Genomic DNA, 21,593 nt, shown 5'->3' with positions numbered 1-21,593 from the left:
GGTTTTCTCTATTTCGGGATTTTTTTTGAAGCAAATAGTGGTCCTTTTCCGCCAGTTTCAAATCGGCTGATCGAACAGCCACATTATCAGAAGATATTCACGGAAAGCTTTGACGATTCTCCGTCGCGAATCAATGTTTGTTTTAATCAATAAAAATAGCTACTCAAGAAAATCGCCTCCATTTTTATTGTTAGCAGGACATAATGGAAAAGGCGATATTTTTTCATTTGGCTAAGTTACGTTTTATTGATGATTGCGAAATGGACGAGACTCCCACGGGAACAGCGAGCAAATCGAGACCCACAGAGAGGAAGCTCGAGGATCGCCCGCGGAAAGCGAATGAATTTCGCATCATCAAATAGACTTGTGCAAGCCGTCAACGCCTGCAAGCAGCCCAAATCATGAAGAATCGTTGCAAAACGCCCTTGAACAGGCAGCACGAGCTTGTGATCAAGTAAAAGAAAGCCTCGCAAACCAACAAAATGAAAATACTGCTATGTAACCCGGTGAATAACGGGTTTTTCGCTGCTATAAAATTTATAAAATCATAAAAAGTATTTAGAAAGATAATAATTAGCAGCAATGATTAAATGAGTCCATAAATGAGTTTCCCTTGTAAAAAATAAGGTGAAGAAGAGGATCGAAAAGAAAGTCTCATAACGAAAAAAATAAAATATGAGAAAAAAGAATAGTTTCTTTAATAATAGAAATGAATAATTATAAATTTTTAATAGTCACGAGTGCATTTTTTTGTGTGAGTAAAATGTTTGTGGGAGAAATTCTTAGAATTCCCCGATGAGGGGGTTGGGAACGTAGGTTCGCAATCCCCCTCATCGGGGCCACCAAGCAAAGCGCGGTAGGATCCCAAGCAGGAAACATGAAAAAAGGACTCTCTCCCTGGTAAGATGATCATTGTTCACACCATCAAACAGGAGGAGAGAGTCCTATGAATATTCAACAACATCTTACCACAAATTCGTTGACATGGAAAGAGATCGAACTTGATTTGTTTCGAGCCTTGCAAAACGCCTTCACCGAGCTGTTTACGGCTCTGTTGGAGGACATCGACCGACAATTGGCGGAAACCCGGGACAAGCGCCGGTACCACTTGAAAGACAAACGACGCACCACGATTCAAACCTTGTTTGGCGAAGTTACCTTTGAGCGAAACTACTATTTAGACCGAGAACAAAACCGTTACACGTTTTTGCTTGATTCCTTTTTAGCGTTTGATGGATCGCAGTCAATCAGCCCTTGTCTAGAAGAAACGGCGATGGGATTGGCTGTGGAGTGCTCTTCCTATCGCAAAGCGGCTCATACGCTTGCCCAGATGGTCGGGTATCCGGTGATGAGCCATGAGACGATCCGCCAGTTGGTGCTCGAGGCTGAAGTTCCGCTGCACTGCCCGGTTGACCAGCGATATGGACGGGTGCTGTTTGTGGAGGCCGATGGACTGTTTGTCTCTCTCCAAGGGAAGGGAAAACGGGCCAAGGAAGACAAAATCCTGACCGTTCACGAAGGATGGAAGCGTAACGGCTCACGGATCGAATTCGTGAATCAGCGCCATTACGTCCATGAAGGCAAGGGGGAGGTGTGGGAAGGCTTCGAGGAATTTTTGATGAACGAATATGCCTATGATCCGTGTCGGGATCTTCTTGTCATCAACGGGGACGGCGCTCCATGGATTACCGCGTGCCGGGAGTATTTCAAAGGACGGGTCTGCTTCCAATTGGATCGATTCCACGTGGCGCGTGAGTTGCGCCAATGCCTCTCGGGCCATCCACGGTGGCAGGCGATTCGGCAAAAGCTGGCGAAGCAGGATGAAGAGAAGCTGCTTGTGGAACTGAACAGCGCCCTCGGCACGCTGGGGGACGAAGCGAAAGAACAACAGCTGGCTGCCTTGATCCACCGGATCGAATCGATGCCGGGATGCATCCGTGATTACCGGGAATGGCTGAAGGAGCAAGGAGTGGACACAACGGGCATGTATCCGATGGGGAGGGCTGAAAGCGTGATGAGCCAGCTGGCGTATCGGGTGAAATACCGCCGCAGTTGGACAGACAAGGGACTCAGGGCGTTTTTCAAGGCAATGATTGCCCGGATGGATGGGATTCGTCTTTTCGGACATCGTTTAGGAGAAGAATCGTCGCATCCGGCGGAGGAAACGGCATCTACCAAACAGACGATCGTGAACAAGGCGAAACAACGCATCCGCCGTCTTCTTCCAGAGGTAACGCGGAATAACGTGCCATATTTACAGCAATCGTCCGGGACTCCGATCTATCATGCCCTGTCTGAATTCAAGGGATGGTAAAAAAAGGTATACATATTCGTCTGTCATGGCAAGGGATGAGAGTCCGAAAGCGCTTACGGATGAAATTCAAAAAAATGGTTCGCTAACCTATGACTTACATCTATTTTCAGCGAACCAAAAAAATTCCCACAAAGTCTTGACTGACTCCATTTTTTTGTTAGTATAACTTTGACGCAATTTATTATATAGAATAGAAAATGGACTAATTTACATTTAGAAATAACGGAGGGAGCAGGGGGATGCTTTTTAACGAAAGAATGGCATTGAAAATTCGTTTGGAACAATTAAATAATGTGGAAGTGAAGATTTTTCAGGAGATCCGAAAAGAACGGGAAGAAATTACAAACAGATTAAGAGAATTGGATGCGATGGAAAAAAATCTTCAAGGTGATTGGCCGGTAGAAGCATACTCCCCAAATGAAGCAGCCAACGCTGTTGATTCTGAAAAAAGAATCTTAGGGAGAAGAGAAGAAGTAAGCGAAATGAGAAAAGTGGCAGTCTCCATTTTGAAAGCGCAAAATGAACCGATTCGAGGAGTTGACTTGCAAAGACAGATTGAGGCCGTCACTTCTAGGAAAATCGCGAATATGACTACTTTTATGAAAGCGCTTATGAAAGAAGAACCGCATGTTCAAAAACTGGGAAGAGGATTGTACATTTACGATTATGAAGACTGATTGTTTATACATATGATTCAATTGATCGGTAAAACGGACGATGATGCCAACAGCTTAGGCTGATTACGGATGTAATCAGCTTTTTTGTTGTGGTCAAATATAATGGTCTTATGATTTTAAAGAATCTCCTGTATCATCTTTTAAATAGAATGCACGTTTGCCGACCGATCTCTTACCGTTTTAAAGCGGGCCTTACAAATAGTCTTGTTTCTTTTGGCAAGGTATAATAAAGTGTAAATTGGTTTATTCACGTCTTTTTCTTTTCAGCGTCTAGATTGAATGGAAAATATTTCAATTTAGAATGTATCAACGCTTTTTTGATAGGTGATGAAAGCAAGATATCCATCACTTAAATCTGTTATTGGTCATTTAATGAATGAAACTGTGCAAAATGCTTCATAGAAAGGATCGAGATAAATGAGTTCTATAGAATATTTGCCGCAGCCGGTTCAAGAAGAAATTCACAAACGGTCACAGCGGTTTAAAAATAAGGAACAGCAGACAAAAATACGATACAATGCCGAAGATCCGGCTATTTTTGTTGACGCAGCCATCGCATTGGCAATGGGGAAAAATATATTATTGAAAGGACCGACTGGTTCAGGGAAGACAAGACTGGCAGAGACGTTGGCGTCATTATTTTCGCAGCCGATGCACAGCATCAATTGTTCGGTGGATCTCGATGCAGAAGCAATGCTTGGATTTAAGACGATTCAGGAAAAAAACGGAAAACAAGTCATTGAATTTATTCCAGGCCCCGTTATCCAAGCGATGACAAAAGGGCATTTATTATATATAGATGAAATTAATATGGCCAAACCGGAAACACTTCCGATATTAAACGGAGTTCTTGACTACAGACGAACCATTACAAACCCTTTTACCGGCGAAGTCGTCAAAGCGGATCATGATTTTGGCGTCATCGCTGCCATTAATGAAGGATATATCGGAACGACGCCATTAAATGAAGCTCTCAAAAACCGATTTGTCATGATTGAAGTACCTTATATTAGCGGAGAAACGTTAAAAAAGGTGTTGCTTGATCAAAGCCTCCTGAAAGAGGAACGAAAGATTGATCAATTTGTGGCCCTTTCTTCCGATTTAATCGAGCAAGCCAAAAACGGAATTATTTCAGAAGAGGCGGCTTCCATTCGAGCATTGATTGATGCCTGTGATTTAGCCGTTTTTCTGCCGCCGATTCGCGCCATTAAGCGAGCGATTATAGATAAATTGGAAGATGAGAGAGAAAAAGCAGCGGTTCAAAACATCGCTGAGACGATATTCGGGTAGGGATGGATATGGAGCGGTTTATCCAATTTAACGATGAAAAAATCGATTCATTTTTATATATGCAACTGACCGACTTGGCGAAGACGTTATCGAAAAATAAAGAAATGGAAGTGGAATTCGGTCCGTTTTCCTACCTTGATAGAGGCCAACAAAAAGTTTTTGTAAGCTATTTTTGGGATCATCGGCCGGCGTTTGATAAAGTCAATGGACTGAAGAGCGATGTGTATTTAAGAGCCATTGGCAGCTTGCATTATACGGACTATGAACAAGTCCGACAGTATGTAAGAGAGGTAAAAAAGACATCCATTTCTTCTTTTGCCAAACAACTGTTAGTGCTTGCTGAAGATTTGCGTCTTGAAGATATTTGCACGCGTCTTAGACCGGGTACAAAACGTTCTTTTGCCATCCGTCGAAAATTATATAAACAGCATTTTCGAACACAGATGAATGCCAATTTAGTCAAGAGTGTCCTGACAGATGCTTTGTTTTGCAAGATTTATCTTATGCTGAATGCAGAGTCGCCTTTGGAAGCTGCCGGGAGTCTTGGTGAAAAGCTGGATTCGGTATTTCCGTTTATTGAACAAACGTTATTACCTATTTTGGATGCGAATTCTACAAGCGACGTTAGCCGCCGTTGTTTGCAAGTGGTAGAAGTTCTTGATGAACTGTTGGAAAAAGACATGCTGAATGAGTATTTTCACCTGCCGGAAACTGTTTTCCAATTAGAAGATGAGTTATCCTGGAAGGACGTAAAAAGAATGGATCCGTTGGAATGTCATAACCGGACTGAGAAAAAGAATGATGATGAAGACTTGATGGAGGAACAGTTTCAAACTTGGCATCGGGAAACAAAAGACAAAGGAAAATCGTTTCTTCAGTTTGATTTAGACCAAGGTTCAAAGAGCGATCTGCTGGGAGATGGTGTTCGCGAAGGAGATGTGGAGGACCAAGCTCTCGGCATCGTCCAAGGATCATCGCAAAAATCCTCTCGCCATGATTTTTTCTCGCTTGAGGCCGAACAAATGCGGGATACGAAAAAACAAACAGGTAAAGCCGAATATGGAAAGGAAAATCGTTTTGCCTATCCAGTGTTTAAAAGAGCAGCCATTCCGCGTCAGGAAGAGATTCTCCATTATCAACAACTGAAATCCTCCATCGCTCCTCTTAAGAAAAAGCTAAAAAAATTGATTACAGAAATATTGGAGCGTAAAAATAGTCATCCTCGGAACCATTTGCATTTTGGACGATTGGACAAAAATCTTCTTCGCTATTTTTTGGAGGAACAGCCAAGACTCTTTTATAAAAAGCACCAGCCCTCATGGGAGATTGATGCTGCTTTTGCCCTTCTGGTCGATTGTTCTGCTTCCATGGAAGATAAAATGAACGAGACAAAGGTGGGAATTACACTGTTTCATGAGGCGCTAAAATCCGTGAAAGTACCTCATGAGATCGCCGGTTTTTGGGAAGATGCGAATGAAGCCATTCCCGAGCGTCAGCCCAATTATTTGCAAACGGTGATCGATTATTCCTCCTCTTTAAATCCAGCAAGCGGACCCGAAATTTTGCAATTGAATGCTGAAGAAGACAACCGGGACGGTTTTGCCATTCGCATCATGACAGAACGAATCCTTCGTCGTTCTGAAAAACAAAAATTTCTGCTTGTTTTTTCGGATGGGGAGCCGGCTGCCTTGAATTACGCTCAAAATGGAATCATCGATACCCATGAAGCCGTTGTGGAAGCCCGAAAACAAGGGATCGAGGTGATCAACGTGTTTCTCTCCAAAGGCGGGATTGAGGAAGGGCAAAAAAAGACGATTGAAAACATTTATGGGAAATATACCGTTCTTGTCTCTAATGTGGAAGAATTGCCGGATGTCTTGTTTCCGTTGTTGCGAAAACTGCTTATTCAAAGCATTTAATTTCAACGTACACATGTGCGCCAGATCTTTCTAGTTATTTTTAGAGTTACGGTTGACATGAAAGTTTCTTCTTTAAATCGATTGAAATGCCTATTAAGATGGAGGCGAAATACTTGCTATTGGCAAAAAGAATTCCTTCTTGAATCATCAATCAATCGGTATAAAAAGCGGATTTGGCGCGCAGCTGATATCTTGTTCATGTCCAATTTTGGCTAGAGAAGAGGGAGATAATCAGATGGAACATATGAAACAAATATTGCGACAAATAGATGGAAAAGGCTATTCTTCCTACCAGCGATTACGCGGAGAGTACCGTTTTCCGGATTATACGCTCATCGTCGACCATGTCCAAAAAGACCCGTTTGCGACTCCGACGAAAATCCGGTTAATCGTTCCACTTCAAAAGTTGAATTTAAAAAAGGATCATTACAGTCCGAAGAGACGAAAGATCTATTGTGAAGATTTATTGGCGCGGAGAATAGCCCATTCATTAAAGAAAAGACGACAGACAGGAATGGGATCTGGAAAAAGCGGACAAATTCGTATTGACGTTCCGGGACAAGAAATTTTAGAAAGAACCGCTGTTCAGATTCATCAAACGCTTTCTATTTGCTTAACAGTGGGGCTGCCGGCGCGTGGCAGAACGATTTTAGGAAGAGAAGCGGAAACCATTTTCTTTCAAGATCTTCCGAAAATCGTGAAAGAAGCAGTCTATTCCGCTTCAAAAGCTGATTTTGACCAAGTGGTTCGATTATGTGACCAGCAATTTGCCATCCGCAAATGGATGAAAGAACATGATTATATTGCTTTTATTGCCAACGGATCGATTTTGCCGCGCGAGAGCGGGATAAGCGATTTGCCGGTGTCGAAAGAAAAGGCCATACCCTTTAAGAGTCCGAAAGAACTGGAAGTGAGCATTTCGCTTCCTCATCGTACGGAACCCATTGTGGGGATGGGAATTAAGAAAGGGGTGACATTGATCGTCGGCGGCGGTTTCCATGGCAAAAGCACGCTGCTTCAAGCAATTGAAAAAGGAATTTATAACCATATTGAAGGGGATGGCAGAGAGTTTGTCTTAACGGATGAAACCGCCGTGAAAATTCGGTCGGAAGATGGAAGAAGCGTGGCGTCGGTCAATATCGAACCTTTTATTCAAAATCTTCCTTTTGAAAAAGATACATTGCATTTTAGCACCGAAAATGCGAGTGGAAGTACGTCGCAAGCCGCCAATATTATGGAATCATTAGAAGCCGGTGCCAAAGTTCTTTTAATGGACGAGGATACTTCTGCGACTAATTTCATGATCCGTGATGCCAGAATGCAGGCCCTTATTTCGAAAGAACACGAACCGATCACGCCATTTGTAGATAAGGTACGTTCATTATTTACACAACATGGAGTGTCCACCATTCTCGTATTAGGTGGTTCAGGAGACTACTTGGATGTGGCCGATGTTGTCATAAAAATGGATCACTACTTGCCGTTTGATGTAACCAAGCAAGCAAAAGAAATTGCCAAACGTTTTTCTACTCAGCGTATTCGAGAAGGTGGAGAAACATTTGGAGAATTTCAAAGCCGCATCCCGTTGCCTCAATCGCTAAACTGCAGGAAAGGAAAAAAAGAGAAGGCAGCGGCAAAAGGAAAATACGAAATTCTGTACGGTCATGAATCCGTCTCTCTTCAAGCGGTGGAACAAATTGTCCATCCTAGCCAGACAGCTATGATCGCAGAAATTCTCCATTGGATAGAAAAAAAGGGATTTTTGAAAAAAAGAATGACTGTTTCTGAACTCCTGTTGATCGTGGAAAGAAAAATGAATGAGGAGGGGCTTGCTTCTTTTTCAAGCTTCCCGAAAAACCCCGGTGAACTAGCACGGCCGAGAGCATTGGAAATTGCTGCTGCTCTCAATCGGATGCGATCATTAAAAATTCATTGTTGAATCATAGAATATTTTTAAATAATATATTACTCAACTTTCGCACACAGTAATATTTAAGCATTGCTTGATATAATTAGGTATAGTGGCCAACCATTTATTCATTTGATTTTTAAAGATGTCCATGTTCAAAGAAACCTCGGCTTCCGCCAAAGTTTGGAAAAGGTCAATAAGTGATTGAAGGGCAGTAATAAAATCTATGTCTTTTACATCTTCGCAAAGGATGTAAAAAAGGTTGCCAATCGTCTTAGGATCCTCCTCTTTTCGCATTTGCCAAGCAATGAGAATATATCGTGTAAAAACAATGGTTGTATGGCTAATTAACATGTCGTAGGAACGTCCCTGGAATTCTTTCTCTAAATTTAAAAGGGATTTATTGCATTTGAAGAAGACTTCAATGTCCCAACGCATGCCGTAAATACGAATGATCTCTTCATTTTCTAATGTTGTATCTGTGCTGAGAATGGCAAGCCATTCGCTCCGTTTATTACGGTTTCGTACAAATAGAATTTTTACTGGAATTCCATTGTCTAAAGTAGCATAAACGGATCCGCGAATGTCTTTTTTACCCATGTGAGGTTTTGCCAATTTGTAAAGTTGATTCAGTGTGAAACGTTCACCATTGTAAACGTATCGCTGCTTTAATTGCTTCACCAAGCCAATGACAAATAACCCTTTGTTCGTAATCTTCTCAATTAAAGGCGCTTGTGTAAACCAGGAATCCATGAGAACATAGTCAGCTATAATCCCTTTTTCAAGCGCATGATCAAGTAAAGCTGAAGCCACGTCCGGTTTTGATTTCAGAGCTTCCTGGCGACGCTTATAGCCAGATGTTCGTTTATCAATATTGGTATTGATTTCTTGCAGGCGATTTTCCTTTTTCGGTGAACTTAGAAGAGCAAAATCAACGGGAATAAAAGTAAAACTATCGGTCCAGCCAAGGGTAAGCATTTGAAACCCTTTCAAGTACTGATGGGTAGAGTGATCAAAAACCTTAGCCAACAGTTCAACCGACTTACTACGGTTTCTTGAAAAGACAGAATCATCAATCACAAAAGCTGTGACACGATCTTTTGAAGTTAATGGTTGAAGCAGACGGATCATTTCACTGCTTAATGAAAGCAGAAACTTTCTCCAATGATAGGTTGGTGTATTTAAAAAGCGATAGACTGTATCCTTTCCGGGCAGATCCTGAGATCGTTTACTCATAAAAGCACGAAACCAGTTCTTATATTGGAAGACTAAAAGAAAAATCAGTTTGAAAACAGTAAGACAAGAATACCCGGAAAGTTTCGTAATATTCGCTTTTCTTAAATGATATCCAATATTTAATTCGGAAAATCCTTGTTTAATTTCTTTTGGTAATTGCGCAAAGTAGTCTTTATTCGTTATCATAGTGGTGACACCTTTCTTTTGGATTTGGTTTCGTCACCAATATTTTACCAAAAGAATAGGTGTCTTTCTTTATGTTTTAAAAAATGTCAAATGATAATTTTGTACTTCCAAAACCCATTTACATCAAGCATTTAAACAAGATTTTGGACTGCGAAAGTTGAGTATATTAGAAAAGGCATATTGGTAAAAAAATTGAACAATAGCCACTTGAATTATATGAATCGAAAAATTTAGCTTTTGAAAAAATTCAAAAAATTGTATTGACAATAATTTTAATGATTGTTATGATGATAAACAATTAGTGAAAGTCGATGAAAAGAAGAGTAGGTATAATGCGAACCATGGTTTTGTCACAAAACGGTTCGATTTATCTGCCCTTTATTATTCCGGATAACCATAATATAAAGGGCAGATAAATATCTGTTCACCAGAGAGTCGGGATAGGTGGGAGCCGATGAACAGACTTATACTGAAGATCCTCTTGGAGACGCCATGCTGAAAGAGAACAGTAAGCATTGCCGGTTTCTTCCGTTACCAAGACTAGACGTATGATGCGTCTTCTAAAGTGCCGTATATATACGGAATTAGGGTGGTACCGCGATTCGACTCGTCCCTTCAACTGGACGAGTTTTTTTATTGAAAAAATATTCTAATAGAGTACTGGAATCAGGCAGCCAGCTCATCGAAAGGAGAAAATAAAATTTTGCTTTGGCGTCTGACTTGTCGGAGTAAATGTTTTTTTAATCCAGTACCACTAATTCATCATTCAGATTACAACATAGAGAAAGGGGAAACGTTATGAAAAGAAAAGAGTTATGGGTTGTAGGGCTTATGCTTTTCGCGCTGTTTTTTGGAGCGGGAAATTTAATTTTTCCTCCTTTATTAGGAATCCAATCAGGACGGTCTTTTTGGTCAGCCATTGCTGGATTTATCATCACGGGAGTAGGGCTGCCCATTATAGCAGTGGCGGCGGTTGCGTTGTCCAGAAACGGGGTCCTTTCGATTGCTGAAAAGGTCCATCCACGTTTTGCGCTGTTTTTTGCCGTGGTGATTTATTTAGTAATTGGACCGTTTTTTGCCATTCCGCGCGGTGCGAATGTTGCATTTGAAATGGGTGTCAAACCATTTTTATCGAACGAAGCAGGTTCCATTAGCTTATTTTTATTCAGCATCATCTTTTTTATCTTGATCCTTTGGTTAAGTTTAAATCCATCGAAAATGGTCGATCGAGTGGGCGAATTATTGACTCCGCTCCTGCTTGCCTCTATCGCTGTTTTATGTGTGACGGGTTTCTTAAAGTTGGATGGTTCCATTCAGCCGCCGTCTGCTGAGTACTCGCATGCCCCTTTAGCAAAAGGGTTTATGGAAGGGTATTTAACGATGGATGCCATTGCCGCTTTAGCATTTGGCATCGTGGTCGTCAATGCACTTAAGGAAAGAGGAATTAAAAATGGCAAGAAAATGGTGGCGATGACGGTCAAAGCCGGAGTAATCGCTGGTTCGGGATTGGCGCTTGTTTATATTGGAACAGGTTATATCGGGGTTAAAATGGCCACACACGGTTCTTTCGAAAATGGGGGAGAAATCCTGTCCAAAGCAGCTAGCCTTCTTTTTGGGGCAGGAGGTAAAGTTCTTCTCGGCATCATTGTGGCGCTGGCTGTATTAACGACTTGTATTGGATTAGTGGTGGCATGTGCCCAGTTTTTTGCGGAACGATTGCCTGCTGTTTCATATAAAAAATTTGTCATTTTGATTACGATTATCAGTTTTTTGATTTCGAATATAGGCCTTAATCAAATCATCTCCATTTCCGTTCCGATTCTAAGCATGATTTACCCTTTGGCCATCGTATTAATCGTTTTGTCTTTCATAGATCATTATTCCAAAGGCATTTCTGAACGTGTTTATCAAGGGGCCATTCTTTTTACGGCCGTTATCAGTTTATATGATGGTTTGAAAGCATTCGGATTCAATTGGGAATGGCTGAATCATTCCTTGTCTTGGGTTCCGTTGTTTTCCGTAGGATTAGGGTGGCTTTTGCCTTCGATTCTCGGAGGAATCATCGGATGGGTCTTATCTTCTTCTCGTACTGAGAAAAAATGGACACCTGCTAAAATGAAACAGTAACGTTCACACAAAACAGCATCATTTCGTTTTTGCTATATAAACGGACCATATAGAAAGAATGGCTGCCGACAAAGTCGACAGCCATTCTTCATGTGCGCCCGGCATGTACATGAACTATAGGGTGTAAGTCCCGAACCCCGAAGACAGAAGTAGAGGTTAGCCAAGAGCAAGGGTGTCCGTGGTGACGCGGAATCTGAAGGAAGCTGGAGGCAAAACACCGGTCCGAGGAACACGAACCTCATATAAGGCTAGGTATGATTGAGTGAGTTTGCATAACAAAACAAAGCTCTTTCTGTCGAAGGTCATATCGAGTAAATGAGGCGGATAGATGGTGTGAAAGTGCATGTACTTACCCGGGGAGGTCTGGCGGATATGTGAAGTACTCTTCATAACCTACTTAGTGATAAGTAGCTGAACCGTCAGAAGTCAGCAGAGGTCATAGTATTAGTTGGTCTAGAACAACTAAGAAGGACCGAACAATTAAGAGAGAATAGCCCTTGGTATTCAGTGAGTCATGATGAACACAGAAAACGTAGTACCTCACTTGAGGGAGGAAGCGGTGAATCCCGTGGGAGACCTCTTGGAGGGTGGAGTGACCACTGGCATAAAGAGAACAGCTATTCACGGAAGTTATAAAGACTTGCGTCAATTATCTTAATTGAACCGCCGTATACGGAACCGTACGTACGGTGGTGTGAGAGGACGGGAGTTAATCGCTCCCTCCTACTCGATTCATGAGAGGCGTTGTTTCTGCATGGAACAGGTTTACGGGAAAGACGTATGATCGCCATTCGAGGGATCCCAAGAATCGTTAAATGCAGGAGGAAATGACCTATCTGTATGATCCTGTTGCAACAAACAGATTGTCATTTTTTGTGAGTTCAAGAGATTCTTTTTGAATTAGTATTGGATGGTAAATTTCTTTTCATTTTCTTTCGGTTCTTTTTCGACAACTTCGATTTGATCTACTCTTCCGTGGGGGCTGGCTCCTTTTTTGATGAAAGAAATCAACTCGGACAGAGGCATTTCATCCCCTTCGGCTTCTATTTCGACAGATCCATCCATTTCGTTTCGCACCCAGCCTTTCAGACCTAATTGTTGGGCTTTTTGTTGTGTGTAATAACGGAATCCTACACCTTGAACTTTTCCGTATACTTTAATAAAAAGTCGTTTCATCATAATCTGATCCTCCTCGTCATTGCGGGGTTTTTTTGTGAAAACATCCTCCTAAAGAATAGAAAGGTAGAAAATTCAATTTCATAGTTTTCCGAAAATAGCACCTTGACCGAGAATTTATTTTTATTTTATCACAGGATAAAGGCTGATTGGGATCGGGAAAGCAATGAAAAACGGACTGACTTTACTAGCAGTCAGCCCGTTTATAAGTTCAAAATGAATCGTTTTTTATTGTCCTTCACGTGCTTTTTGTTTTTCGTAAAATTTCTTCGACAACCATGTTTGTCCAATTAGAAACAATCCGCTGACAGCCCAGTAAAGCGGCAGTGCAGCCGGGGTTGAGAACGAAATGAACAAAATCATCAACGGAGACATTAGCCCCATGATTTGCATTTGTTTTTTCTGGTCTTCCGGAACACCTATCATGGAAACACGGAATTGGAAATAGTACATAATTCCGGCGATAATGGCCATGGGAATATCAGGATGTCCTAATTTAAACCATAAAAAGTCCGCTTTTTTAATATCCTCAGAAATTCGGATTGCATAATAGAGAGCCATCCAAATCGGCATTTGGATCACAATCGGAAGGCAGCCCATTGAAAAAGGATTGATTTCGTGTTTTTGATATAGCTGCATCATTTCTTGCTGCAGCTTCATCTGCTCTTCTTTTGTTTTAGCCGATTTTATGCGTTTCTGAATTTTTTCCACTTCCGGTTTAATTTTATCCATTTTTTCTTTCATTTCTTGCTGTTTTTTCATGGTGTTCAACATAAGCGGCATCAATATAATTCGCACAAGCAACGTGATCACGATGATCGCTAAAGCATAATTTCCGCCCAAAAAGGAACCGATGGCATGAATCAATTTTACGAATGGTTCTACAAAGTAATCATGAAAAAAATGTCCCTTTTGTTGGGCGCTGGAACATCCGGATAAAAGAACAGAAGAAAAAAGAATAAAGGTCAATAACGAAAAGTATTTTTTCAACATACATCCTCCTCAATAAGAAAAATTCCAAACAGATGCGGCAGAAAGAGAAGGAATATAATGATCTTCGTTATCACGCGCCGATTCTTTTCGGCAAACAGACTTCGGCAACCAAGACACAAACCGAACGGCAGGGAGAATGGTATTTTGCTTGATGGAAAGCAATACCGTTTCTTGAGTTGTCCGTTCAGCTATTGTGTAGCATGTTTTCTTCGAAGAGTACTTGACAATCCAATGAAGAGTCAACGCGAACACAAAATGGAGAACCAAGCTCATATAGAGAGAGTAAAAGGCAAGATCCGTCAAATTATCACTCATAATCGTTATCATGGCGACTCTCCTTTTGCAAACTAAAAAAATTATACATGAAAATTCATTTGTATTCAATTAATTATGAAACATGCTGCTTGAAAGATCCCTATTCCTTTTAAAGAAAATTTCAAAAAAATGATTTTCCCTATGTTTCTTATTCGTGTTAAAATGAATTGAGAGTTATTGAGAAGTATTATCATTCTTAATTCGATTTTGTAATTTCATGAGAATCAAATGGATGAAAAGTGCTCGTTCATTTTAAAGGAAGGGTTTGGTTATGACGCTAACTGAATTGAAAGAAGGAGAAAGCGCTTATATCACTACTTTAGAAGGAGTACAGCAACTTGTGAAAAAGCGTTTATTGCATATAGGGTTAGACGAAGGATCATATGTGACATTACACCGCATTTTGCCGATTGGAGGACCATGTCTATTAGAATGCTCCGGTCAAATGATTGGAATTCGTCGCAAAGATGCCAGGAAAATTAAGGTGAAAAAGATATGAGCCAGACAGCACTCATCGGAAATCCGAATACCGGAAAAACTTCTTTGTTCAACAGCTTGACCGGTTCCTACGAACACGTGGGAAACTGGAGCGGTGTGACGATTGAGAAAAAGATTGGCAAGTTAAAAACAGAAGATGGATTTTTAATCGATTTACCGGGAGTATACTCACTTCATCCTCTATCAAAAGACGAAGCGGTTGTCATTCGATATATGCTTCATGAACATCCGCAAACACTATTAAATATTGTAGATGCATCGTTATTGGAACGGAATTTGCAGTTGACAGTCCAACTTCTGGAATACGGAAAACCGCTTATTCTTTGCCTAAATATGGTCGATGTTGCAGAGCGGAGAGGTTTGAAAATTGATGACCGGCTTCTTTCCAAACGATTGGGTGTGCCTGTTATCCCCGTCATTGCTCGAAAAGGAGAGGGATGTCAGGAAATTAGCGTGTTATTAAATCAAACGATTCAAACAAAGCCTATTGCTATTTTCTATGGTGATATGGTAGAAAGGGCCATTGATTCGATCGTTCGTTTGTTGCCGGAGAATCTGCCTTTTTCGGCGCGGTGGCTGGCTCTGCATTTGCTTGAACAAAATCCATATGCGATGGAATTTGCTCAAGAATGGATTTCAGAAGAAGAGCTGAAACAGCAGATTGAGGCGGTCAGTCAGGAGCTGAAAAAACATGGCGACTCCACGGTGAGCCGTTCGATATTCAATACAAGAAAAAATTGGATCAGTCAAATCGTCAACGAATGCGTCGTCATGGAGGAGAAAGCATCCGCCGTCAACTGGACAAAACGAATAGATGACGTTCTTACTCATAAAATTTTGGGGGTTCCGATCTTTCTCGCTTTTATGTATTTATTGTTTATGATGACGTTTAATTGGATCGGTACTCCGCTTTCGGACATGTTGGACCGTTTTTTTAACGGTCCGCTTACAAAGTGGATGAAACAATTGTTGGTTTCGATCCATGCCGGGCCGTTTGTGCGGGCGTTGGTGCTTAATGGAATTGTCGGAGGAGTCGGTGGAGTTTTAGTGTTTATACCGCAAATTTTTGTGTTATTTTTCTTTATTTCTTTCCTTGAAGATTCCGGGTATATGGCTCGAGCGGCGTTAGTGATGGACCGATTGATGGAAAAAGTCGGACTAAACGGCAAAGCTTTTATTCCGATGGTCATTGGTTTCGGTTGCAACGTCCCCGGCGTGATGACCGCGAGAACGATCGAACAGCCGAAAGAACGGCTGCTTACGATTTTACTGACGCCTCTCATGTCCTGTTCGGCAAGGCTTCCCGTCTATGCCTTGTTTACGGGAGCGTTTTTTGATCATCATCAAGGGGAAATCGTGTTCTCATTATATGTACTTGGAATCTCGGTCGCATTCTTATTGGCAAAATTGTTCTCCAGCACCGTTCTAAAAAACGAAGCTTCCATTTTTGTCATTGAACTTCCGCCGTATCGAGTACCACAATGGAAAACGCTATGGCTCAGTACTTGGGATAAAGGCAAAGGCTTTGTACGCAAGGCGGGTACGTTTATTTTTGGAGGCTCGGTGTTTATTTGGCTGCTTTCTTATATGGGTCCCGGAGGCATTGGGGTTTCTATGGACGAAAGCTTTTTAGCGAAAATTGGCGGTTTAATCGCTCCTTTGCTTGTTCCGCTGGGATTTGGTACTTGGCAGGCGGCTAGCAGTTTACTAACAGGTTTTCTGGCAAAAGAAGTGGTCGTGTCGACGATGAATATTATTTACCATGCGGCAAACACCTCGTCCTTAAAAGGCGTTATTACGGGGAACTTTACTCCGTTATCCGCTTATAGTTTTATCGTATTTATTTTGCTGTATGTCCCATGTGTGGCGACGGTTGCTGCCATTCGACACGAAACGGGTTCGAAAAAGTGGACGTTCTTTTCGATCGGATATGGATTGGCTATTGCCTATCTATTATCTTTCATCATTTATCAAGGCGGACAACTATTCATCTAAAGGAAGTGAAGGCGTGATGATCATCAGTAGTTTCATTGGGGCAGTGGTTTTCGGCTATGCTGGATACACTTTATATCGATATATTCAAAGAACGAAACAAGGCGGGTATTGTGCTCACTGTTCTCTAAAAGACAAATGCACAACGAAATGTGAAACGGTCAAGAAAGAGTCTATCTCTCATTGACGTTATACCAGGAATAAAAAAACACGTATGGACTTTTTATTTCATGCCATTGAAATTGTATCGGAATATGGGCGATAAAGATGATAATGGACAGAATCCGCTTAATGGCGGGTTCTTTTTTAATAAACATTTCTTCTATCAAATATAAAAGGATCAAATCTTTCAAACGTTTTGAGCGCGACAAAAAGGTTTCTTCCACTTTCGTTTCCAGTTCTAAATTTTTATTTCGGCTGATACATTGTAGTAAAAGGGATTAAAGGTGATGAATATGCGACTTAGCGAATTAAGCGGAAAAGAAATCGTCGATTTGAAAAAAGCAGAAAGACTTGGTGTCTTAGGGCAAACGGACTTGGAATTTAACGAAAAAACCGGCCAAATCTATGAATTGGTTATTCCAACCGGTAAACGGCTGGTTAAAAAACAGAATGCCGAGATTCGCGTGCCATGGCAACGTATCAAAACGATCGGCTCTGATATGATTATATTAGAAGTGCCTGAACAGTCTTAATAGATTACAAAAAGGTCTGGTTCAAATCCTTCGGGTGAACCAGATCTTTTTTTGTTTATGAAAGGAAATGCCTCCGTTTTAGACTGCATGCTGACACGCATTCTCTAGTGGGTGAAAATGAGTTTCTTTTATAAAAACACCGGAAAACGAAAAAGCTGTCCTGATTCTCCGCAAAATTCCTCCTCATTACACCTATTGATACCCATCTTCATACAATAAAAAAGTAAATATAGAGCTTATGATCATCAAAGGGGGTTCAATATGTTAACAGGCATGCAAATTGCAGTAATCGGCGGAGATGCCCGCGAATTGGAAATCATCACAAAATTAACAGAATTAGACGCCAAATTGTTTTTAGCCGGATTTGAACAATTGAATCATGCTTATCCCGGGGCTGTGAAAGAGAAAATGGAGGACATTCCTTTTTTCGAAATTGATGCCATCATATTGCCTGTAGCGGGAACCAATCATGAGGGAGTGGTTGAAACCATTTTTTCTGATGAGCGGGTTGTCCTTACAAAAGATATGCTCCAAGCCACTCCCCAACATTGCACCGTTTATTCAGGTATTAGCAATCAATACTTGAACGATTTAACCAAAAGAACAAACCGAAAATTGGTCAAATTATTTGAACGTGATGATGTCGCTATTTATAACTCGATTCCAACCGCTGAAGGAGCGATTATGATTGCTATTCAAAATACAGATTTCACGATTCACGGTTCGAATGTCGTCGTTCTCGGCTTTGGCAGAGTCGGGATGAGTGTAGCAAGAGCCTTTGATCAATTGGGGGCAAATACGAAAGTGGGGGCAAGAAAAAGTGAGCATTTAGCAAGAATATCTGAAATGGGAATGACGCCTTTCCATCATAAAGATTTAAAAAATATGGTTCGTGATGCGGATATTGTCATCAATACTATTCCGCATTTAGTAGTAACGGCTTCCGTAATTGCCAACATGCCATCTCATACCATAATCATCGATCTAGCTTCCAAACCGGGAGGAACCGATTTTCGCTATGCGGAAAAACGAGGGATAAAAGCCATATCGGCACTCAGTCTTCCGGGAATAGTCGCTCCCAAAACAGCCGGGCAAATTTTGGCCAATGTGTTGGCAAAGCTTTTAAAAGAAGATGTTTTTAAACGAAGGGAGAATATTTCCTTATGACGTTAAAAGGAAAACGAATTGGTTTCGGATTGACAGGATCGCACTGCACGTATGATGAGGTGTTTCCGGAATTGGAAAAACTGACGAAGACAGGAGCAGAAGTGGTGCCGATTGTAACATATACCGTCCAAAATACATCCACGAGATTTGGTGAAGGAGAAGAATGGGTAAAGAAAATAGAGAAAGTAACAGGCAATAAAGTCATAAACACTATTGTGGAAGCGGAACCGCTCGGACCGAAAAAACCGCTCGATTGCATGATTATTGCACCGATGACGGGAAACTCGATCAGTAAATTTGCCAATGCATTGACAGATTCACCGGTGCTGATGGCGGCTAAAGCGACTCTGCGAAATCAAAAACCGGTTGTTCTTGGTATATCTACGAATGATGCTCTTGGATTAAACGGGGTGAATATTATGCGTTTAATGGCATCGAAAAATATCTTTTTTATCCCGTTTGGTCAAGATGATCCTGTCCAAAAGCCGACTTCTATGGTAGCACGTATGTCTTTGTTGCAGGAGACAGTAGAAAAAGCTTTGGAAGGAAAACAACTTCAGCCAGTGATTATTGAAAGGTTCCATGACAGCGTGTAAGTAAAATCTCCTCATTTTCAACAACTTTTTTAAATTAGTATTCTCATTATCTTTTAATGTGATAAAATAATAACAATTCAAGGAATATGTTATGTCTTAAGGAGCTGTTCGTTTCCCTTACGTTTACGACGCGTAATAAGGAGAAACTGGAAGGAGAAGATTAGATTGACGAACAATGGTTTTCACGTAGCAGTAGTTGGCGCAACAGGTGCAGTAGGACAACGAATGATTGAAACGTTGGAAAAGCGAAATTTTCCAATTCGGAGACTGACACTTTTATCTTCTTCCCGATCAGCGGGAAAGACCCTTACGTTTAAAAATGAGGAGATTACTGTTCAAGAAGCTAAGCCGGAAAGTTTTGAAGGCGTAGATATTGCATTGTTTAGCGCAGGAGGAAGCGTCTCAAAACAGCTCGCCCCGGAAGCTGCTAAAAGAGGAGCAGTTGTCATAGACAATACAAGCGCTTTTCGGATGGATCCGGAAGTTCCGTTAGTGGTACCTGAAGTGAATAAAGAAGATTTAAAGAAACATAAAGGAATTATTGCCAATCCAAACTGCTCCACTATCCAAATGGTAGTCGCGCTTGAACCGATTCGCCAAAAATACGGGCTGAAAAAAGTAATCGTTTCTACTTACCAAGCTGTATCAGGAGCGGGAGCCAAAGCCATCAACGAATTGAATGAACAAACGAAAGCCATTATCAATGGAGAAGAATTTACACCGGCCGTTTTGCCCGTTGCTTCAGATCCAAAACATTATCAAATTGCCTTTAATGCCATTCCGCAAATTGATAAATTTCAGGATAATGGCTTTACGTTTGAAGAAATGAAAATGATCAATGAAACAAAAAAAATCATGCATTTGCCTGAGTTGAAAATTGCCGCAACCTGTGTGAGATTGCCGGTAGCTGTCGGGCACTCTGAATCCGTTTATTTCGAAATTGAAAAAGAAGGAGTCACAGCCCGCGACATACAAGAGTTGATTAAGACTGCACCAGGAGCGGTTTTACAGGACGATCCAGCTGAACAAATTTATCCGATGCCTGCTGATTCCGTCGGAAAGAATGAAGTGTTTGTAGGACGAATCCGCAAAGATTTAGATGAAGAGAAGGGCTTCCATATGTGGGTCGTTTCTGATAACCTATTAAAAGGAGCAGCATGGAATTCTGTCCAAATCGCTGAAACTTTAATTGAAATGGGATTATTGAAGTAAACAACTTGAATGGAATGCCGAGGTGTAGTCAATTGAAAATAGTGGTACAAAAATTCGGCGGGACATCTGTACGTGATGAAAAGTCACGATTAAGCGCAAAAAGACATATTCAAAAAGCAATTAATGAAGGATATAAAGTAGTCGTTGTCGTTTCCGCCATGGGGCGCAAAGGAGAGCCGTATGCGACTGATACGCTCCTTTCCCTGGTGGAAGGGGCGCGGACTAAGCTAAGCAAACGCGAACAAGATTTGCTAATGTCGTGCGGAGAAATCATTTCTAGCCTTGTCTTTACGAATATGCTTCTCGAGCACGATATTTCCGCTGTCGCTCTTACAGGGGCGCAGGCCGGCTTCTTGACAAACAGCGATTATACCAATGCGAAGATTCTGGAAATGAAATGTGATCGGGTTAAAAAGGAACTGGAAACTCACGATGCGGTTGTAGTCGCCGGATTCCAAGGTGCTGACAAATACGGTGAGATCACAACTATCGGACGTGGCGGTAGTGATACGTCTGCGGCTGCACTTGGAGCTGCATTAGGCGCAGAATGGATCGACATATTCACGGACGTGGATGGGATTATGACGGCTGATCCTCGTATTGTCGAAAATGCTCGGCCTTTATCGGTTGTTACTTATAATGAAGTATGCAATATGGCCTATCAAGGAGCAAAAGTCATTCATCCGCGTGCAGTAGAAATTGCCATGCAGGCGAAAGTGCCAATCCGCATTCGTTCCACATACTCCGATGAAGTAGGAACGCTTGTCACAACGCTGAGCAAACAGAATAAAGGCACCGATATAAAAGAAAGGCTAGTGACTGGAATCGCTCATGTCTCTGATATAGCACAAATCAAAGTGAAAGCGAAAAAAGATCAATATGATTTGCAGTCTGAAGTGTTTAAAGCGATGGCTAATGAAAAAATCAGCGTTGATTTTATCAATATTTCGCCGACAGGTGTGGTATACACTGTGCAAGAAGACATGGCCGATCGGGCTGTGACCATTTTGAATGAACTTGGTTATGAGCCTACTGTCGAAAAAGGATGCGCGAAAGTTTCGGTTGTAGGAGCCGGAATGACGGGAGTTCCTGGAGTTACAGCGAAGATTGTGACCGCTCTGTCTGAAGAAGGAGTACGGATATTGCAATCAGCGGATAGCCATACCACCATTTGGGTGCTTGTCAAAAAAGAAGATCTTGTTAAAGCAGTAAATGCTTTGCACAGTGCTTTTCATTTAGAAGATGAACAAAATGAATACGAAGCAACCATCAACATTTAAAAAAAAGAGGG

The 21,593-nt window shown here is 41.4% G+C and carries 19 protein-coding genes and 1 other annotated feature; of the genes, 14 read left to right on the top strand and 5 right to left on the bottom strand.

Annotated features, from left to right (window positions below):
- The first annotated feature begins 946 nt into the window (after positions 1-946).
- From NST12_RS08915 to NST12_RS08895, 5 genes are all read left to right on the top strand, one after another.
- The gene (locus NST12_RS08915) at positions 947-2,314 is read left to right on the top strand and encodes an ISLre2 family transposase (RefSeq protein ID WP_003355652.1); all 1,368 of its coding nucleotides are present in this window, start codon (positions 947-949) and stop codon (positions 2,312-2,314) included.
- 239 nt (positions 2,315-2,553) lie between these two features.
- Positions 2,554-2,991: a Rok-like winged helix domain-containing protein gene (locus tag NST12_RS08910; RefSeq protein WP_004439798.1), complete on the top strand. Its 438-nt coding sequence runs from the start codon at positions 2,554-2,556 to the stop codon at positions 2,989-2,991.
- A 417-nt stretch (positions 2,992-3,408) separates the two neighbouring features.
- A complete protein-coding gene (locus tag NST12_RS08905) occupies positions 3,409-4,281 on the top strand; it encodes an AAA family ATPase (RefSeq protein WP_048623434.1) in 873 nt (290 codons plus the stop codon).
- An 8-nt stretch (positions 4,282-4,289) separates the two neighbouring features.
- Positions 4,290-6,200, top strand: coding sequence for a vWA domain-containing protein (locus NST12_RS08900; protein WP_048623433.1), 1,911 nt, complete (start codon positions 4,290-4,292; stop codon positions 6,198-6,200).
- Between the two features lie 235 nt (positions 6,201-6,435).
- Positions 6,436-8,139 carry an ABC-ATPase domain-containing protein gene (locus tag NST12_RS08895; protein ID WP_048623432.1) on the top strand — a complete coding sequence of 568 codons (1,704 nt, stop codon included), beginning with the start codon at positions 6,436-6,438 and terminating at the stop codon, positions 8,137-8,139.
- A 30-nt stretch (positions 8,140-8,169) separates the two neighbouring features.
- Here NST12_RS08895 and NST12_RS08890 read toward each other — a convergent pair whose 3' ends face one another.
- Positions 8,170-9,531 carry an IS4 family transposase gene (locus NST12_RS08890; protein ID WP_341029346.1) on the bottom strand — a complete coding sequence of 454 codons (1,362 nt, stop codon included), beginning with the start codon at positions 9,529-9,531 and terminating at the stop codon, positions 8,170-8,172.
- Between the two features lie 390 nt (positions 9,532-9,921).
- Positions 9,922-10,149, top strand: a binding site (T-box leader).
- Between the two features lie 180 nt (positions 10,150-10,329).
- On the opposite strand from NST12_RS08890, the gene brnQ reads away from it, so the two are divergent.
- Positions 10,330-11,658 (top strand): branched-chain amino acid transport system II carrier protein, encoded by a 1,329-nt coding sequence (gene brnQ / locus NST12_RS08885; protein WP_341029676.1) that lies wholly within the window; start codon positions 10,330-10,332, stop codon positions 11,656-11,658.
- 900 nt (positions 11,659-12,558) lie between these two features.
- Here brnQ and NST12_RS08880 read toward each other — a convergent pair.
- The 3 genes from NST12_RS08880 to NST12_RS08870 all read right to left on the bottom strand — a co-directional run bounded on the left by NST12_RS08880 (position 12,559) and on the right by NST12_RS08870 (position 14,154).
- Positions 12,559-12,837, bottom strand: coding sequence for an acylphosphatase (locus NST12_RS08880; protein ID WP_003352441.1), 279 nt, complete (start codon positions 12,835-12,837; stop codon positions 12,559-12,561).
- 225 nt (positions 12,838-13,062) lie between these two features.
- On the bottom strand, positions 13,063-13,824 hold the full coding sequence (yidC, locus tag NST12_RS08875) for a membrane protein insertase YidC (protein ID WP_040340837.1): 762 nt from the start codon (positions 13,822-13,824) through the stop codon (positions 13,063-13,065).
- A 12-nt stretch (positions 13,825-13,836) separates the two neighbouring features.
- The gene (locus tag NST12_RS08870) at positions 13,837-14,154 is read right to left on the bottom strand and encodes a hypothetical protein (protein ID WP_048623430.1); all 318 of its coding nucleotides are present in this window, start codon (positions 14,152-14,154) and stop codon (positions 13,837-13,839) included.
- Positions 14,155-14,413: 259 nt separating this feature from the next.
- Here NST12_RS08870 and NST12_RS08865 point away from each other — a divergent pair, with 259 nt between their 5' ends.
- Genes NST12_RS08865 through NST12_RS08855 form a run of 3 tightly spaced genes read left to right on the top strand, consistent with a single transcriptional unit; the run spans position 14,414 to position 16,819 of the window.
- Positions 14,414-14,641: a FeoA family protein gene (locus tag NST12_RS08865; RefSeq protein WP_003352438.1), complete on the top strand. Its 228-nt coding sequence runs from the start codon at positions 14,414-14,416 to the stop codon at positions 14,639-14,641.
- Positions 14,638-16,635: a ferrous iron transport protein B gene (gene feoB / locus NST12_RS08860; RefSeq protein ID WP_341029674.1), complete on the top strand. Its 1,998-nt coding sequence runs from the start codon at positions 14,638-14,640 to the stop codon at positions 16,633-16,635. The genes NST12_RS08865 and feoB overlap by 4 nt, the downstream gene beginning before the upstream one ends.
- The gene (locus tag NST12_RS08855; RefSeq protein WP_315968600.1) at positions 16,571-16,819 is read left to right on the top strand and encodes a FeoB-associated Cys-rich membrane protein; all 249 of its coding nucleotides are present in this window, start codon (positions 16,571-16,573) and stop codon (positions 16,817-16,819) included. The genes feoB and NST12_RS08855 overlap by 65 nt, the downstream gene beginning before the upstream one ends.
- On the opposite strand, the gene NST12_RS08850 is transcribed toward NST12_RS08855, so the two are convergent.
- Positions 16,806-17,003, bottom strand: coding sequence for a hypothetical protein (locus NST12_RS08850; protein ID WP_040340809.1), 198 nt, complete (start codon positions 17,001-17,003; stop codon positions 16,806-16,808). The genes NST12_RS08855 and NST12_RS08850 overlap by 14 nt on opposite strands.
- Before the next feature lie 84 nt (positions 17,004-17,087).
- On the opposite strand from NST12_RS08850, the gene NST12_RS08845 reads away from it, so the two are divergent.
- The 5 genes from NST12_RS08845 (at position 17,088) to dapG (ending at position 21,582) form a co-directional block, all read left to right on the top strand.
- On the top strand, positions 17,088-17,327 hold the full coding sequence (locus tag NST12_RS08845) for a YlmC/YmxH family sporulation protein (protein WP_040340808.1): 240 nt from the start codon (positions 17,088-17,090) through the stop codon (positions 17,325-17,327).
- 261 nt (positions 17,328-17,588) lie between these two features.
- A complete protein-coding gene (dpaA, locus tag NST12_RS08840; protein ID WP_328202981.1) occupies positions 17,589-18,494 on the top strand; it encodes a dipicolinic acid synthetase subunit A in 906 nt (301 codons plus the stop codon).
- Entirely contained in the window at positions 18,491-19,090 is a 600-nt protein-coding gene (locus NST12_RS08835; protein ID WP_328202979.1) for a dipicolinate synthase subunit B, read from the top strand. Before dpaA ends, NST12_RS08835 begins: the two co-directional genes overlap by 4 nt.
- A 165-nt stretch (positions 19,091-19,255) precedes the next feature.
- Positions 19,256-20,302 carry an aspartate-semialdehyde dehydrogenase gene (asd, locus tag NST12_RS08830; protein ID WP_270583314.1) on the top strand — a complete coding sequence of 349 codons (1,047 nt, stop codon included), beginning with the start codon at positions 19,256-19,258 and terminating at the stop codon, positions 20,300-20,302.
- A gap of 32 nt (positions 20,303-20,334) precedes the next feature.
- Positions 20,335-21,582 (top strand): aspartate kinase, encoded by a 1,248-nt coding sequence (dapG, locus tag NST12_RS08825; RefSeq protein ID WP_341029668.1) that lies wholly within the window; start codon positions 20,335-20,337, stop codon positions 21,580-21,582.
- Positions 21,583-21,593 lie beyond the last annotated feature (11 nt).

Origin of the sequence: Bacillus sp. FSL W8-1127 (assembly GCF_038006725.1) — a bacterium.
In the GTDB taxonomy this organism is placed as follows: Bacteria; Bacillota; Bacilli; order Bacillales; family DSM-4216; genus Bacillus_O; species Bacillus_O smithii.
This window is presented reverse-complemented; position numbering and strand designations above follow the sequence as displayed.